Annotated in this window: 11 protein-coding genes and 2 pseudogenes; 6 read left to right on the top strand and 7 right to left on the bottom strand. The window is 62.5% G+C overall.

Going from position 1 to position 14,913, the window contains the following annotated elements; translation table 11 throughout:
* Positions 1-2 precede the first annotated feature (2 nt).
* From BN1130_RS13615 to BN1130_RS21740, 4 genes and pseudogenes are all read right to left on the bottom strand, one after another.
* The gene (locus tag BN1130_RS13615; RefSeq protein WP_042042634.1) at positions 3-2,060 is read right to left on the bottom strand and encodes an AsmA family protein; all 2,058 of its coding nucleotides are present in this window, start codon (positions 2,058-2,060) and stop codon (positions 3-5) included.
* A gap of 56 nt (positions 2,061-2,116) precedes the next feature.
* Positions 2,117-4,186, bottom strand: a complete 2,070-nt coding sequence (gene recG, locus BN1130_RS13620; protein WP_042042635.1) for an ATP-dependent DNA helicase RecG — start codon at positions 4,184-4,186, stop codon at positions 2,117-2,119.
* Between the two features lie 157 nt (positions 4,187-4,343).
* Positions 4,344-5,693: a CDP-diacylglycerol--serine O-phosphatidyltransferase gene (gene pssA / locus BN1130_RS13625; protein ID WP_042042636.1), complete on the bottom strand. Its 1,350-nt coding sequence runs from the start codon at positions 5,691-5,693 to the stop codon at positions 4,344-4,346.
* Between the two features lie 147 nt (positions 5,694-5,840).
* Positions 5,841-5,999, bottom strand: a pseudogene (locus BN1130_RS21740) (GntT/GntP/DsdX family permease); the annotation flags it as partial.
* A gap of 5 nt (positions 6,000-6,004) precedes the next feature.
* On the opposite strand from BN1130_RS21740, the pseudogene BN1130_RS13630 reads away from it, so the two are divergent.
* Together BN1130_RS13630 and BN1130_RS13635 are read left to right on the top strand one after the other, a co-directional pair.
* Positions 6,005-6,952 (top strand): annotated as a pseudogene (locus BN1130_RS13630) (dihydroxy-acid dehydratase domain-containing protein); the annotation flags it as partial.
* 25 nt (positions 6,953-6,977) lie between these two features.
* The gene (locus BN1130_RS13635) at positions 6,978-7,619 is read left to right on the top strand and encodes a bifunctional 4-hydroxy-2-oxoglutarate aldolase/2-dehydro-3-deoxy-phosphogluconate aldolase (RefSeq protein WP_042042637.1); all 642 of its coding nucleotides are present in this window, start codon (positions 6,978-6,980) and stop codon (positions 7,617-7,619) included.
* Between the two features lie 121 nt (positions 7,620-7,740).
* On the opposite strand, the gene BN1130_RS13640 is transcribed toward BN1130_RS13635, so the two are convergent.
* A complete protein-coding gene (locus tag BN1130_RS13640; protein ID WP_042042639.1) occupies positions 7,741-8,748 on the bottom strand; it encodes a substrate-binding domain-containing protein in 1,008 nt (335 codons plus the stop codon).
* Positions 8,749-8,835: 87 nt separating this feature from the next.
* On the opposite strand from BN1130_RS13640, the gene BN1130_RS13645 reads away from it, so the two are divergent.
* Positions 8,836-9,486 (top strand): Qnr family pentapeptide repeat protein, encoded by a 651-nt coding sequence (locus BN1130_RS13645; protein ID WP_042042641.1) that lies wholly within the window; start codon positions 8,836-8,838, stop codon positions 9,484-9,486.
* A gap of 108 nt (positions 9,487-9,594) precedes the next feature.
* On the opposite strand, the gene BN1130_RS13650 is transcribed toward BN1130_RS13645, so the two are convergent.
* Positions 9,595-10,989 carry a peptidoglycan DD-metalloendopeptidase family protein gene (locus BN1130_RS13650; RefSeq protein WP_042042643.1) on the bottom strand — a complete coding sequence of 465 codons (1,395 nt, stop codon included), beginning with the start codon at positions 10,987-10,989 and terminating at the stop codon, positions 9,595-9,597.
* A 9-nt stretch (positions 10,990-10,998) separates the two neighbouring features.
* Complete coding sequence (gpmM, locus tag BN1130_RS13655) at positions 10,999-12,528, bottom strand: 2,3-bisphosphoglycerate-independent phosphoglycerate mutase (RefSeq protein ID WP_042042644.1); 1,530 nt, start codon at positions 12,526-12,528, stop codon at positions 10,999-11,001.
* 347 nt (positions 12,529-12,875) lie between these two features.
* On the opposite strand from gpmM, the gene BN1130_RS13660 reads away from it, so the two are divergent.
* Genes BN1130_RS13660 through gpsA form a run of 3 tightly spaced genes read left to right on the top strand, consistent with a single transcriptional unit; the run spans position 12,876 to position 14,830 of the window.
* Entirely contained in the window at positions 12,876-13,307 is a 432-nt protein-coding gene (locus BN1130_RS13660) for a rhodanese-like domain-containing protein (RefSeq protein WP_005890807.1), read from the top strand.
* Positions 13,308-13,351: 44 nt separating this feature from the next.
* Positions 13,352-13,822, top strand: a complete 471-nt coding sequence (gene secB, locus BN1130_RS13665) for a protein-export chaperone SecB (RefSeq protein WP_042042645.1) — start codon at positions 13,352-13,354, stop codon at positions 13,820-13,822.
* Positions 13,823-13,825: 3 nt separating this feature from the next.
* Positions 13,826-14,830 carry an NAD(P)H-dependent glycerol-3-phosphate dehydrogenase gene (gpsA, locus tag BN1130_RS13670; protein WP_042042646.1) on the top strand — a complete coding sequence of 335 codons (1,005 nt, stop codon included), beginning with the start codon at positions 13,826-13,828 and terminating at the stop codon, positions 14,828-14,830.
* Positions 14,831-14,913 lie beyond the last annotated feature (83 nt).

Raw genomic sequence — 14,913 nt, forward strand, 5'->3', positions numbered from 1 at the left:
GCTCAGCCACCTGAGTTCGTCGCCGACGGACTATCGGGGGGTGGGGGGCGATGGAGCGGGGTGTCACGCCCCTGAGCGGGGTAGCTGACCCCAACCTGCCAGTCGCAATTTGCCTTGGCTGCACTGAACTGCCAGGCGAGTTCGGGGGCCGCGAGCGGACCGCGCCATTGACCGATGAGCTCGGCGCACCCCTCTCGATTGAGGGCGCCTATGTCGACTTGCCACAGATCGCCGCCCAGATCCAGGCCGCCGCTCAAGGCGAGCAAGTGGGTGATGGTGGAGGCGCCGCCGCGGGTCAGTTGTAGCTTGCCCCCCTGAATCGTTGCGGCCAGGGCTAGTTGGTAGAAGGGGGTATCGCCCCCCTGCATGGCTTGCCAAAGGGCGTCCTGAGTCAGGCCCGGGGGCGTGGCTTGGGCAAACCACTCATCGAGGAGAGGATCCAGTTTCACACCGTCCCAGAAGGGGTCCTTGGCATCCAGGCTCAGGGTACCGCTCAGGCTGGTGCGCCACTCTGGCAAGCTGGCTTGCAGATCCATGGCGAGATCGGCCTTGCCGGCAAAGGAGAGCGGGCTGTGGAGCAGCTTGCCCCATTGAGCCAGATCCAGTTTTTCGCCCTTGAGGGTGAGGCTGGAGGGGAGTTGCGCCTCGCGGCTCCACTGGCCATTGATAGCCAGACTGCCCTCATCGGGCAACTGGCTGCTGAGCTTGCTCAGCTGCCAGAGCCCAGGGGCCGCGCTGAGGGCCAGCTGACCATTGCGGGCCGAGAGGCCGTCCCAGGCCAGCTCTATCCAGTCGCTATTGAGGAGCCCCTGTTCGCTCAGGGCCAGGGGCTGTCTGCCATCCAGCCCCAGCTGCTGCAGATCCAGGTTCCAGCCGCTCAGGGAGAGTGGCAGGGCCTCATCGAAGGAGAGCACCCTCAGCTTGTCGAAATGGAGCTGGCTTATCTCGAGCCGCGCTGGACGCGCGGCCTGCCAGGCTTGCCACCACCCCTGGGGCAGGTTGATGTCCATGCCAGTCAGGCTCAGCTGGCGCAGGCGCAACTGCTGGCGATCGGGATCCAGGCTGAACATGGCATCGAAGCTGCCGTCATAGCCTTTGCCCTTGAGAGTGGCGTTGATCTGCTGACCGGAGAAGCTCAGCTGCCCCTCGATATCTTCCAGCTGAAACAGGCCGCGGCCCGCATCTCCCAGGCTGCCGAGCAGCTGGCCGCTGGCCGCGCTGCCCCTCTGCCACTCGAACTGGCTCAATTCACCATTGAAGTCATTGAGGGAGAACTCGTCGGTCAGGGAGTTGAGGCTGACATGCTGGAAGTCGCCGCGATCCAGACTGACCCGGCGCAGGGGCCAGGGTTGGTCGCCAAGGTCCGCCAGCTCGATGCGCAGCCCCCTGGCCTTGAGATCCTGCAGGCGCAGGCTGCGGGCGGGCCAGTCCAGCACCACGCCAGCCTCGGCGACACCGTCAAACAACTGAGTCACCAGTCTATCCGTGGTCAGCACCTGACCCTGCAGCTTGCCAGCCAGCGCCAGGCGGGTCAGGGTCAGTTTGGGCGTCTCCAGCCGGTTGATGTTGAGCGAGAGATCCGCCAGCACGGGTTGGCCCGGGCTGAGCAGCTGCCAGTTGCTCAGGGTGGCGCTGGCCCCCTGCAGCTTGAGCTCATCGCTGATGAGGTTGAGCCCGTCAATCTTGCTGTCTTGCACTGTGAGGGAGCGCAGCGGCAGGCTCGGCAGCTGGTTGGGCAGTGGCCAGCGAATGCTGGGCTTGATCAGGTCCAGATGGGCGAGGCGCACATCCCGGCTGAGCCAGTCTATGCTGTCGACCTCGATGTAGACCTTGTCAAACTTGACCGCCTCGCCATAGCTCACCTGTTCCGCCAGCAGGGTATAGGGGTGGAGCGGGTTGAACACCAGCCGGCCTATGGCCACGGGTTCACCGGTCTGGCGGCTGAGCCAGTTGGCGATGGGGTCCTTGGCTCGCTCGGCATCGAACAGCCCCAGTCCCATCCAGACGAACAGCAACAGGAAAGCGAGAGTGTAGAGCAGGGCGCGTAACCAGGCATTCATGAGTCACAGCCTCCTTGGCATCAGATTAAGTGGCAACAGAGTGGGGCTCCCCGGGGTCAGGCATTGGAGTAGTGATCCCGCAGACCCAGCCAGCGGCGGATCAGGGGCTCGACATGACTAGGGTGCTGATCCATCAGATAGCGGGCCAGCTTCTGCACCTGGGGAATGAGCGCCTGGTCGCGTACCAGATCGGCTATCTTGAGATCCGCCAAGCCGGTCTGGCGGGTACCGAGCAGCTCGCCGGGGCCACGCAACTCCAGATCGCGCTGGGCGATCAGGAAGCCGTCATTGGTCTCCCGCAACACCCCGAGCCGGCTCTGGGCCGTCTTGGAGAGGGGGGCGTGATAGAGCAGCACGCAGTGGGAGGCGACCGATCCCCGGCCGACCCGGCCCCGCAGCTGATGCAACTGGGCCAGCCCGAGTCGCTCCGGGTTTTCGATGATCATCAGGCTGGCGTTGGGCACATCCACCCCCACCTCGATGACGGTGGTGGCGACCAGTAGCTGCAAGATGCCCGCCTTGAACTCCTCCATGACCCGCTGCTTCTCGATGGGGCGCATCCGGCCGTGGACCAGACCGATATGCAGGCCGGGCAGCAGGGTCTGCAGCTCGCTGGCGGTATCTTCGGCGGCCTGGCACTCGAGCACCTCGGACTCCTCGATCAGGGTGCAGACCCAGTAGGCCTGCTTGCCCTCCTGGCAGGCGAGCTTGACCCGCTCTATCACGTCGCCACGGCGGCTGTCCGGCAGGGCGACCGTGGTGACTGGAGTGCGGCCCGGCGGCAGTTCATCGATGACGGAGGTATCGAGATCCGCATAGGCGGTCATGGCCAGGGTGCGGGGAATGGGGGTTGCGGTCATGATGAGCTGGTGGGGGTGGACCCCCTCCCGCTCTCCCTTCTCGCGCAGGGCGAGGCGCTGATGCACCCCGAATCTGTGCTGTTCGTCTATGATGACCAGCCCGAGGCGCTCGAACACCACCTGCTGCTGGAAGATGGCGTGGGTGCCGACAATCATGCGCACCCTGCCATCGGCAATGGCAGCCAGCGCCTCCTCCCTCGCCTTGCCTTTCTGCTTGCCCGCCAGCCAGCCGACCTGGATCCCCAGGGGAGCCAGCCAGTGATTGAAGTTGATGGCGTGTTGTTCGGCCAACAGCTCGGTCGGCGCCATCAATCCCACCTGGCAGCCGCTGCCGATGGCCTGCAGTGCCGCCAAGGCCGCCACCAGGGTCTTGCCCGAGCCCACGTCCCCCTGTACCAGCCGCATCATGGGATGGCTCTGTTGCAGATCGTGGCTTATCTCCGCCACTACCCGGCTCTGGGCGCCGGTGGGGCTGAAGGGCAGGGCACCCAGCAGGCGCTGAACCAGCTCGGGGGCGGGCGCCAGGGCGTGGGCATGCTGGGTCTGGGCCTGGGCCCGAACTTTCAATATCGACAGGTTGTGGGCCAGCAGCTCTTCGAGCACCAGACGGCGCTGGGCCGGATGTTGACCGCTGTCGAGTTGATCCAGGGCGACCGAGGGCGGTGGCCTGTGCAGCAGTTGCAGGGCGGCAGCCAGATCCGTCTGCTGGGGATAGAGACCGGCGGGCAGCAGCTCTTCCACCCCGTGTTGTGCCAGCAATAGCAACGCTTGATCGGTGAGATTGCGCAGGGTGAGCTGACGCAGCCCCTCGGTGGCGGGATAGACGGGGGTGAGCGCCTCTTCGGTCTGACCGGCCTGCTCCTCACCGAGCAGCTTGTATTCGGGGTGGGCCATCTCCAGGCCGAACTTGCCGGGTCGGGTCTCGCCGAAGCAACGGATGAGTCTGCCCTGGGCCAGGCTGTTTTTCTGGGCGGCGGTGAAATTGAAGAATCGCAGGGTGAGGGAGCCGGTGCCGTCGCTGATGCGGCACACCAGCATGCGGCGACGGCCCATCACCAGCTGGGTATCCTGGATCTCTCCCTCGACCGCCCCATGCAGACCGGGAATGAGATCGCCGATGGGCCACACCTGAGTGCGATCTTCGTAGCGGTGGGGCAGGTGGAACAGCAGATCCTGCACGGTGGCCAGTCCGAGCCGCTCGAACTTCTCCTGCATCTTGCTGCCGACGCCCTTCAGGCTATCGAGAGGAATTTTATCCAATTTCATCAATCAGATGCCCGCGAATACTGTAAATATGTCCAGATGATAGGGGTTATTGAGGTTGCGGTGCAAGCCGCGTTGCAGCGACAAGCAGCCAGCCGCCATGACAAAGGCCTGCCGAAAACGGCAGGCCTTTGGTGTTAGGCGCAGCATGGGCAGGGGATCAGATAATGCGTTTCAACAACAGGTGCGCCTTGACCCTGTGGATCCGGGCAAGCAGCTTGCGCACCTGCTCCGGGTAGTCCTTGGGCTCTTCCACCTGGCTGTAGTTGCCGATGCGGCTGGTGTTGGCCAGTATGTTGGCCTTCTCGGTGGCAAACTGTTCGGCCAGCCGGCGATCCCTGTCCTGAATGAGCAGGCCATTCTCGAGATCCAGCGCCCAGGCGCGCGGGTTGAGGTTGTTGCCGGTGAGCAGGGCCCACTCCTCATCGACGAAGATGCCCTTGAGGTGATAGGAGTTGCGCTCATGACGCCACAGCATGAGGTTGAGTCGACCCGCATCGATGTGATGCTGATTGCGCTCGGCGAACTTGCGCAAATTGGTCTCATACAGATAGGGCAGGCCGCCGATGGTGCTGAACTTCTCACCGGGGGGGATAAAGAAGTCGTTGGCCGTCTTGTCACCCACCACTATGGTCACCTTGCAACCCCGGTTGAGCAGGGACTCTATGTCCTTGTTCAGCTCCTTGGGCGGGTTGAAATAGGGGGTGCAGATAAAGATCTCCCGCTCGGTGGCGCGCACCAGATTACGAATGGTGCGGTTGAGCAGGTTGTTGCGCTTGCCCAGGCCCGCCAGCGGCGTGATGGCGATCTGCTGGCCATCGGCCTTGCTGGTGTTGAAGCGGTATTGGCTCTGGCGCAGGCTCATCTTGAAGCGGCGGATAGGTCCCTTGAGCTGCTTGGCAGTCGGGATCTCGGCACTGTCGAGGCGCTGCACGGCGGGATTGGCGACGAACTGGTCATCCACGTAGTTGACCATGGCGCGGCACAGCTCAGTGCTCTCTATTTGGTGGTAGCGGTCGAAGCGGTAACGTTCCTGCTGATGCAGATAGATGTCATTCAGGCTGGCACCGGAATAGAGCAGGGTGTCATCGAAGATGAAGCCCTTGAGGTGCAGCACCCCCAGCAGCTCGCGCCCCTTGACCGGTACGCCGTAGGTCTCGATCTGGTACGGATACTGGGCAGCCATCTCTTGATACATCAGATGGTTGCCCCCCTGTTTGCCCTTGCCGATCAGGCCGCGCTGGGCACGGTGAAAGTCGACGAACAGCTTGATGTCGAGGGCTGGATTGCGTTGTTTGGCGGCGTAGAGGGCAGCCATGATTTCACGGCCAGCCTCGTCATCTTGCAGGTAGAGGGCGACCAGATAGATGCGTTGGCGGGCGTGCTGGATAAGCGACAGGATCCGGCTCTTGAAATCCCGGGCACTGTAGAGTGTCTGGAACTGTTGTGCGGCGACGGCAATCTGGGGCAAGTTCGCCAACAGGTGTCGATAATGGGCCGATGAATACATAGAGAAACCTGATATCACTGAGTTAAGCGTTCCACTCGGGGCGACGAATAGGCGATTCTAGCAATCTCACCCCCTCAGCCAAAGCAACAATCATCAGAAAGGTGAAAAAGGCCTCAGGATGGAGGCCTTTTATTGACAGGCTTGTGCTTAAAGCAGGCTGAAAATGATCATGGCGACCACGCCGCCCGTGGTGCCGATGATGGTCTCCATCACCGTCCAGGTCTGCAGTGTCTGCTTCTCGGAGAGCCCCAGATAACGGTTCGCCAGCCAGAAGCCGGAGTCGTTGACGTGGGACAGCACGATGGAGCAGCACCTTGGTCAACGGCCTGGTCGCCCTGCTCGCCTCCGGCGGCAGCTCCAACCACAGCATTCACATGGTGGCTCTGGTCCGCGCCGCGGGTCTGGTGCTGACCTGGGACGACTTGAGCGACCTCTCCGATGTGGTGCCGCTGCTGGTGCGCATGTATCCGAGCGGACCGGCCGACGTGAACGCCTTCCAGCAGGCGGGTACCGTGCCCGGCCTGATGCGCCGTCTGGCCGAACTGGATCTGCTCAACATGGACGCCACTCCCACCTTCGGTACCATGGCGGACTACCTCACGGCGCCGCAGTTGATCGAGGGCGTCTTGGCGTGGCATCCGGTGGGCGAGAGCACGGATCCCAGCGTGCTCTCTTCGAGCGGCCAGCTGTTCCAGGCCAGCGGCGGCACCAAGGTGCTCGACGGCAATCTGGGCCGCGCCGTGATCAAGGTCTCCGCCGTGGCCCCGAGTATCGGGTGGTTGAGGCACCGGCCCGGATCTTCTCTTCCCAATATGCCGTGGCGGCCGCTTATCAGGCGGGTGAACTCAATGAGGATGCCATCATAGTGGTGCGCCATAATGGGCCAGCCGCCAACGGCATGCCCGAGTTGCACATGCTGATGCCGGTGCTCGGCAACTTGCAGAAGGCGGGATACAAGGTCGCCCTGGTCACCGATGGTCACCGATGGTCGCCTCTCCGGCGCCTCCGGCAAGATACCGGCCGCCATCCACGTCACGCCGGAGGCACTGCATGGCGGCGCCATCGGCCTGCTGCGTGACGGCGACATGCTGCGTCTGGATACAGAGTCCGGCCGCCTCGATAGCCTGAGCGAATTGACTGGCCGCACTCAGGCCGAGATCGATCTCAGCCTGGAGCAAGAGGGGTGGGGCCGTGAACTGTTCAGCGTGATGCGCCGCACCGTATCGAGCGCCGAGTGCGGCGCCACCATTTTCGAGTAATGACGAGTCGAATAAGGAAAAGACGATGAAAAACTGGAAATTGACCCCGGCCGAGGTGTTTGCCGCCTCTCCGCTGGTGCCTGTCATGGTCATCAATGAACTGGATCAGGCGCTGCCCATGGCCAGGGCTCTGCTGGCCGGTGGCATCTCCGTGTTCGAGATCACCCTGCGTACCCCGGTGGCGTTGGAGGCCATCAAGCTGATCGCCGAGGCGATGCCGGACGCCATGGTGGGCGCCGGTACTGTGCTTAACAGTGCCCAGTATGATGCCGCTGTGGCCGCCGGGGCCCGCTTCGTCATCTCCCCAGGCATGACACCGGCACTGCTGGCCCATGCCACCAGCGGCACGGCGCCACTGATCCCGGGGGTGGCCACCGCCTCCGAGGTGATGCAGGCGCTGGAAGCCGGTTATGACCATCTCAAGTTCTTCCCGGCCGAAGCCAATGGCGGTACCAAGGCGCTTGCCGCCATCGCCGCGCCCCTGCCGCAGATCCGCTTCTGTCCCACAGGCGGCATAGGCCCGCACAATGTCGCCGACTACTTGGCGCTGAAATGCGTTGCCACCGTCGGCGGCTCCTGGATGCTGCCAGCCGAGGCGCTCAAGAGTGGCAACTGGGCAGAGGTGACCCGCCTCTCCCGCGAGGCGGTTGCCTTGGTGACACGCTAAACAAGCGTTGCTCAAGAGCCCATCTCCCCGGGTCCGTGACGGCACCCCACAAGAGAGGCCACCCCAGGGTGGCCTCTCTTTTATGTTGCGCGCGACCCAGCGTGCTGTGGATGAGGGGAATTTAGCCCAGGCTGTCACCTTGATAGAGGGTGAAACCGAGATCGATCCGGGTCTGGGGCATGGGGTTGCCGGCGAGCCTCGCCATCAGCAGGGTGGCGGCCTCGCGCCCCATGGCTTCACGGGGGGTAATGATACTGGCCAGGCTGGGGCTCATGGCGCGGCCAATGTCCAGGGCATTGCTGCCGGCGATGGCGAGCCGCTCTGGTACCGCTATGCCCAGCGCCTGGCAGCGCAGCAGGGCGCCGACCGCGAGATCGTCGTTGGTGCAGTAGAGGCCATCGAGATCCGGATACTCGGCCAGAGCCTGCTCCAGCAGTTCTCCCCCCAGGGTGAAGCTGGAGGCGCGCTCGGTCAGCAGGTGGCGACCGGGCAGATTAGCCTCCGCCATGGCCTGGTAATAACCCTCCATCCGCAGTCGGGTGCGCACATCGAGTCGGGCTCCCAGATAGATGGGACGACGGCGGCCCCGGCTGAGCATCTCTGTTACCATGGCCCGGGCGGCGGCGCGGTGATCCATGCCGACCACCAGATCGATGGGCTGCTCCGGCAGATCCATGGTCTCCACCACCGGGATGCCGGCGGTGGCAATCATCTTGCGGGTGCGGGGGGTATGCAGGCTGTCCGAGAGGATCAAGGCATCCACATGATAGGAGAGCAGGGAGGCCACCTGCTCCTCTTCCCGCTCCGGGCTGTAGCCGTAGTGAGCGAGCAGCGTCTGATAGCCAGCGGGCCGGGTCACCGACTCTATGCCACGCACCAGGGCCGAAAAAACCTGGTTGGAGAGGGAGGGGATCAGGATGCCGATGGCGCGGCTGGTGGCCTTGGAGAGAATATCCGGCGCCCGGTTGGGTATGTAGCCAAGCTGCTCGACGGCGGCGGCGATCCGCTCCCGGGTAGCCTCGGCCACGGCCTGGGGATCGCGCAGGTAGCGGCTCACCGTCATCTTGGTCATGCCGGTCAGATCGGCAATGTCCTGCAGGGTAGGGCGGCGTTTACGGCTGTCGTTCATGATGGGATCCCGGGGTAATGTTACGTGTAACATTACCGTTTTTGCGCAAAAAAGTCAGCATATGACGCCAGTGAAGAGGAGGGAATCATGGTGAAGGGCAAGACATTCCAGGGGCACAGGTTTGCGGCCGATGAGGTGGAGGGGGAGCAATTCGAGCACTGCCTCTTCCTGGGGTGCAACTTTTCCTGGCTGGATCTGCGGGAGTGCCGCTTCGTGGAGTGTCGCTTCTATGACAGGGAGACGGAGCAGCACTGCCTGCTGCAGGGTTGCGATCTGCGCGAAGCCAGTTTCTTGCGCTGCGATCTCACCCTGGCGGATCTCAGCCGCAGCCAGTGCCTGGGATTGGAGATGCGCGACTGCCAGGCGGTGGGCATCAACCTCGCCCAGGCCAGCTTCGCCAACCAGATCACCCCCAAGAGCTACTTCTGCGAGGCCTATCTTACCGGCAACAACTTCAGCTTCGCCAATCTGGAGTCCTGTCTGCTGGAGCGTTGCGAGCTGAGCAACAACCGCTGGCAGAACGCGAACCTGAGAGGGGCTTCCCTGGTGGGCTCGGATCTGAGTCATGGGGAGTTTGACCAATTTGACTGGCAGAGTGTCACACTCACCGGCTGCGATCTGCGTGGCTGCGATCTGCCCGGTCTGGATCTGCGCCGGGTTGATCTCCAGGGGGTCCAGATCAGCGAGTACCAGCAGCAGGGCCTGCTGGAGACCCTGGGTATCCAAGTCTTCCCCTGAGCCCTCGTCACTCCGTCATCTTTCAACATGTCGCCCTCGTCAGTCGGGGGGCGGTAGACAACAAAGAGCCCGCAGTCGCGGGCTCTTGGTGTGAACTGATGAGTGGTCTTAGCGGCGCGCCAGCCACTTGCTGGGGTTGATCGCCTCGCCCTGGTAGCGGATTTCGAAGTAGAGACCGGGCCTGTCCTGGCCACCGCTGTCACCGACCAAGGCGACGGGCTCACCCTGCTCTACCTTCTGACCGGTCTGGCGTAGCAGCGACTGGTTATGACCATACAGACTCATGTAGCCCTTTCCGTGATCAATCACCAGCAACATGCCGAAGCCATCCAGCCAGTCGGCATAGACCACCTGCCCCGGCGCCACTGCCTTGACCTGAGTCCCTTCGTTGGCACCGATCAGGGTGCCTTTCCACTTGAGCTGGCCGGTGCGCTGGGAGCCGTAAGAGATGAGGATGGGGCCCTGCACCGGCCAGCGCAGGCTGCCGTTGGTGCTGAGGCCGGCGTAGCCGTTGGCACTTGCCTTGGCGCTGTTGCGGGCGGTGGCTTGCTGCTGTGCAACCCTGCCTTGTTGCGCGGCGACTCTCTGCTGCTCGGCGGCGAGCCGCTTCTGCTCGCCGACCTTCTGCTGCGCGGCCGCGATCCGCTGCTGTTCGGCAATCCGCTTCTGCTCGGCGGCCAGGCGTTGCGCCTCCAGACGGCGCTGGCGCTCCTGCTCGGCCTTCAACTTGGCCAGTCGCTCCCGCTCGGCCCGTTCACGGCGTTCCTGCTCTTCCCGTTGGCGACGCAGCTCTTCCAGCCGGGCCTTCAGGGCTTTCTCCGCCTTGACCAGCTTGGTCAGCTTCTGTTCGTCGTCTTGTACCGATTGCTGCAGCTGGTTGCGCACCTTGGCGCGGCTCTGCTGGCTGGCCAGCAGGCTCTGGTGATGCTCTTGCTGCTCGCCAAGCAGGCTCTGCAGTGCCTGTTCGGTCTGCTGGGTGGCTTGCTGGTTCTTGGCGAGCTTGGTGCGGGTGGCTCTCAGGGCATCGATGGCCTCGATGCGCGCCTTGTTGAGGTAGTCGTAATAGTCGAGGGAGCGGCTGATCTTGGCCGGATCCTGCTGATTGAGCAGCAGTTTGAGATAGTCGTGATTACCGGCCTGGAAGGCGCTCTCGGCCTGTTTGGCCAGCAGTTGCTTCTGGTGCTTGGCCTCTTGCTCCAGCTCGCTCTTGTTCTGTTGCAGTTCAACCAGCTTGCGCTGGTTCTGCTGCAGCTGCCGCCTGGTTTCGTTGAGTTTGGCGGCCGCCGCGGAAATGGATTGCTCATCTTGCTTCAACTGATTGTTGAGCTTGGCGAGTTCGCCCTTGCTGAGCTTGATGGTCTTGCGCTGATCCTTTATCTGGGACTGCATCTGACCGAGTTCGTTGGCTGCCGACACAGGGGCCGGGCCAAACGCAAAAAACAGCGCGCCTGCCAACAGGCAGACGCGACTGGTTTTGAGTGAAATATATCCGCATCCCCGCATGGGGCAGGATTATTTCAGAATCATCAGGGGCTTGCCAGTCATTTCCGGCGGCACCGGCAGACCCATCAGGGTCAGCATGGTCGGGGCCAGATCGGACAATTTACCGTCTTGCGCCACTTCAGCCTTGCGGCCGAAATAGATGAGCGGCACCGGCAGGTTGGTGTGGGCGGTGTGGGCCTGACCGGTCTCTTCGTCCAGCATCTTCTCGGCGTTGCCATGGTCGGCGGTGATCAGGCATTCGCCACCCACTTCCGCCAGGGCTTCGGTGACGCGGCCGATGCAGTGGTCAACGGCTTCACAGGCTTTGACTGCGGCATCGAACACACCGGTGTGGCCGACCATGTCGCCGTTCGGGTAGTTGCAGATGATGACATCGTACTTGCCGCTCTTGATGGCGCCGACCAGCTTGTCGGTCAGCTCTTCCGAGCTCATCTCCGGCTGCAGGTCATAGGTGGCCACTTTCGGGCTGGCGACGATCTCGCGATCCTCGCCGGGGAAGCAGGCCTCTTCGCCACCGTTGAAGAAGAAGGTGACGTGGGCGTACTTCTCGGTTTCGGAGATGCGCAGCTGGGTCTTGCCCTGCTTGGCCAGCCACTCACCCAGGGTGTTGACCAGGGCGGTGGGCGGATAGGCGCAGACGGCTTTGATGTCGGCCGCGTATTCGGTCAGCATCACGAAGTTCAGGGCCGGGGTCGCTTCGCGGGCAAAGCCGGTGAAATCGCTATCGACGAAGGCACGGGTGATTTCGCGGGCACGGTCGGCACGGAAGTTCATGAAGATCAGCGCATCGCCGTCGTTCATGGGCGCGGCGGCACCGATGCGGGTGGCCTTGACGAACTCGTCGTTCTCGTCGCGGGCATAGGCGGCGGCCAGGGCGTCGCTGGCGTTGTCGGCGGTGAACTCGCCCTTGCCCTGGGTCATCAGGTCATAGGCTTGCTGCACGCGATCCCAGCGGTTGTCGCGGTCCATGGCGAAGTAGCGGCCGATCATGGAGGCGAAGCGACCCTTGCCCAGACGGGCAAACAGGGCATCGAACTGTTCGATGGAGGATTGGGCGGAGCGCGGCGGGACGTCGCGGCCATCCAGGAAGGCGTGGAAGTAGATCTGCTCGGCGCCACGCTTGGCGGCCATCTCGATCATGCCCATGATGTGTTCTTCATGGCTGTGTACGCCACCCGGGGACATCAGGCCCATGATGTGCACGGCCTTGCCGTTGCTGACGGCGCTGTCGACGGCCTTGCCCAGCTCGACGTTATTGAAGAAAGTACCTTCAGCAATGTCTTTGGAGATGCGGGTCAATTCCTGATAGACGATGCGACCGGCGCCAATGTTGACGTGGCCCACTTCGGAATTGCCCATCTGGCCATCGGGCAGGCCCACGTCCAGGCCGGAGCCTGAGATGAGGGTGCTGGTGTAGTCATGGGCCAGGCGGTCCAGGTTCGGGGTCTTGGCGGCGGCAACGGCATTGTGCTCTTGCTTGGTGCTGTAGCCCCAACCGTCCATGATGACCAAAACCAGGGGTTTTTTCGCTGTTGACATAAAGCTATGTCCTCTCGGATAGGAATGAACTGGGGAATCGAAACTAGCGTAATATTACTACATCTGCCGAAATAGTCACCTGATCCCCAAGCGCCTCTCCCCCTTGGATTTTTCGCTGTTATCGAGCCGTTTTCGGCATGTTGTCAGCTTGTCTATCGAGGGTTATCCCGTTGCCCAAGATGACCATCAAGCCTCCATCCTTATATAGAAGACGGCCCATTGAGGGGGAGGTGGCCCGAGGCGGCACCTTGATGGGAGCCCGCTCTCGCTTTGCCGCCAAGATGGCTGATCTTCACTGGGGGCCCATGTATACTCGGCCACTTGTCTCGGTCTTTGGATAGTAAAAGATGCAAGAGTATTTGGATTTTGCGACCCGCAATCCGCTGTTGTCGGCGGCTTGGTTGGGTCTGGCGGGCACCCTGATCTACACCACGGTACGTGCCAGCCTCTCTCCGGTTAAAACGGTAAATAACCACGGTGCAACGCTGCTTATCAACCGTGAGAACGCCATCGTGGTTGATACCCGCAGCCAGGACGAATATGCCAAGGGTCATCTGGCCGGTGCCCAGCACCTGCCCGCCAGCCAGATCCAGGCCAATAATCTGGGCGCGGTTGAAAAGCATAAAGATGCCCCCATCATAGTGGTGTGCGAGTCGGGGATGACCGCTGGTGGCGCGGCCCGTCAGTTGAGCAAGGCCGGCTTCAAGCAGGTGTATGTGCTCAGCGGTGGCATGGCCCAATGGCGTGCAGACAATCTGCCGGTAACCAAAAAACGCTGATTTAAGGGCGTGCGCCCAACATTTTTATCAAAGGAATCAAAAGAATGGCTGACGAAATCAACAACCAGGAAGTACAACCGGAATTCCACATCCAGCGTGTTTACACCAAGGATGTCTCCTTCGAAGCGCCGAACACGCCGCACATCTTCCAGAAAGAGTGGCAACCGGACGTCAAGCTGGACATGGACACCAAGACCAGCGTCCTGGCTGACGGCGTGTATGAGGTTGTACTGACCCTGACCGTCACCTGCAAGCTGGAAACCGAGACCGCCTTCCTGTGTGAAGTGCAGCAAGCCGGTATCTTCAGCATCGGCAACCTGCCGGAGCCACAGCTGGCGCATTGCCTGGCCGCTTTCTGCCCGAACATTCTGTTCCCTTATGCCCGCGAAGCCGTGGCCAACCTGGTCAGCAAGGGTTCCTTCCCGCAGCTGAACCTGGCACCGGTCAACTTCGATGCCCTGTTTGCCCAGCACATGGCACAGGCTCAGGTTCAACAGGCAACAGCGGAAGCCTGATCAATGGCCGACCCGATCGCGATTTCGGTGTTGGGGGCGGGGTCTTATGGCTCCGCCCTTGCCATTTCTCTGGCCCGTAACGGTCATTCGACCCTGCTATGGGGCCATAATCCGGCTCATGTCGCCGTGTTGGAAGCCGATCGTTGCAACAAGGCCTTCCTGCCGGATGTGCCCTTCCCCGCTACGCTGCAGCTGAGCGCGGATCTCGAACAGGCGGTACAAGCCGCTCCCGTGCTGCTGCTGGTGGTGCCGAGTCATGTCTTTGGCCAGGTGCTGACCGAGATCAAACCCTTCCTGCGTCCCGATACTCGTATCGCCTGGGCCACCAAGGGATTGGAGCCGGACAGCGGCCGGCTGCTGCAGGATGTGGCCCGCGAGATACTGGGGGAGGAGATACCGCTGGCGGTCATCTCGGGTCCGACCTTCGCCAAAGAGCTGGCCGCCGGTTTGCCGACGGCCATCTCGGTCGCCTCGACCCACGACGATTTCGCCGACGACCTCTCCCATCTGCTCCATTGCGGCCGATCATTCCGGGTCTATACCAATCCGGACTTCATCGGTCTGCAACTGGGGGGGGCGGTCAAGAACGTCATCGCCATCGGCGCCGGTCTCTCGGATGGCCTGGGCTTTGGCGCCAACGCCAGAACCGCGCTCATCACCCGGGGTCTGGTGGAGATGCAGCGCCTCGGTGCGGCCCTGGGTGCCGATGCCAAGACCTTTATGGGGATGGCGGGGCTCGGGGATCTGGTGCTGACCTGTACCGACAACCAGTCCCGCAACCGCCGCTTCGGTCTGGCGCTCGGGGCCGGTAAAGAGGTGGATACCGCCATGGCCGAGATCGGTCAGGTGGTGGAAGGCTATCGCAACACCAAGGAAGTGCATCTGCTGGCGGCCCGCTGCGGCGTCGAGATGCCCATCTGCGAGCAGATCTTCCAGGTGCTCTATCAGGGCCGCAACCCGAAAGAGGCTGCCATCGCTTTGCTCAGTCGCGACAAGCGCGACGAATGATCCCTGGTTGATCCCGGCATATCCGATAGCAAAAAGCCCCGCCAAATTGGCGGGGCTTTTTCATGGGTAATGTACGAGGGGGC

The sequence above is a fragment of the Aeromonas rivuli genome (genome assembly GCF_000820045.1).
GTDB lineage: Bacteria > Pseudomonadota > Gammaproteobacteria > Enterobacterales > Aeromonadaceae > Aeromonas > Aeromonas rivuli.

Bases quoted from the DNA above. Each gene is read 5' to 3' on its own strand.
- pssA (WP_042042636.1), bottom strand. From the start codon at position 5,693: ATGTATTCATCGGCCCATTATCGACACCTGTTGGCGAACTTGCCCCAG.
- gpsA (WP_042042646.1), top strand. From the start codon at position 13,826: ATGGCCGACCCGATCGCGATTTCGGTGTTGGGGGCGGGGTCTTATGGC.
- BN1130_RS13635 (WP_042042637.1), top strand. From the start codon at position 6,978: ATGAAAAACTGGAAATTGACCCCGGCCGAGGTGTTTGCCGCCTCTCCG.
- BN1130_RS13640 (WP_042042639.1), bottom strand. From the start codon at position 8,748: ATGAACGACAGCCGTAAACGCCGCCCTACCCTGCAGGACATTGCCGAT.
- BN1130_RS13615 (WP_042042634.1), bottom strand. From the start codon at position 2,060: ATGAATGCCTGGTTACGCGCCCTGCTCTACACTCTCGCTTTCCTGTTG.
- BN1130_RS13645 (WP_042042641.1), top strand. From the start codon at position 8,836: ATGGTGAAGGGCAAGACATTCCAGGGGCACAGGTTTGCGGCCGATGAG.
- recG (WP_042042635.1), bottom strand. From the start codon at position 4,186: ATGAAATTGGATAAAATTCCTCTCGATAGCCTGAAGGGCGTCGGCAGC.
- BN1130_RS13660 (WP_005890807.1), top strand. From the start codon at position 12,876: ATGCAAGAGTATTTGGATTTTGCGACCCGCAATCCGCTGTTGTCGGCG.
- gpmM (WP_042042644.1), bottom strand. From the start codon at position 12,528: ATGTCAACAGCGAAAAAACCCCTGGTTTTGGTCATCATGGACGGTTGG.
- BN1130_RS13650 (WP_042042643.1), bottom strand. From the start codon at position 10,989: ATGCGGGGATGCGGATATATTTCACTCAAAACCAGTCGCGTCTGCCTG.
- secB (WP_042042645.1), top strand. From the start codon at position 13,352: ATGGCTGACGAAATCAACAACCAGGAAGTACAACCGGAATTCCACATC.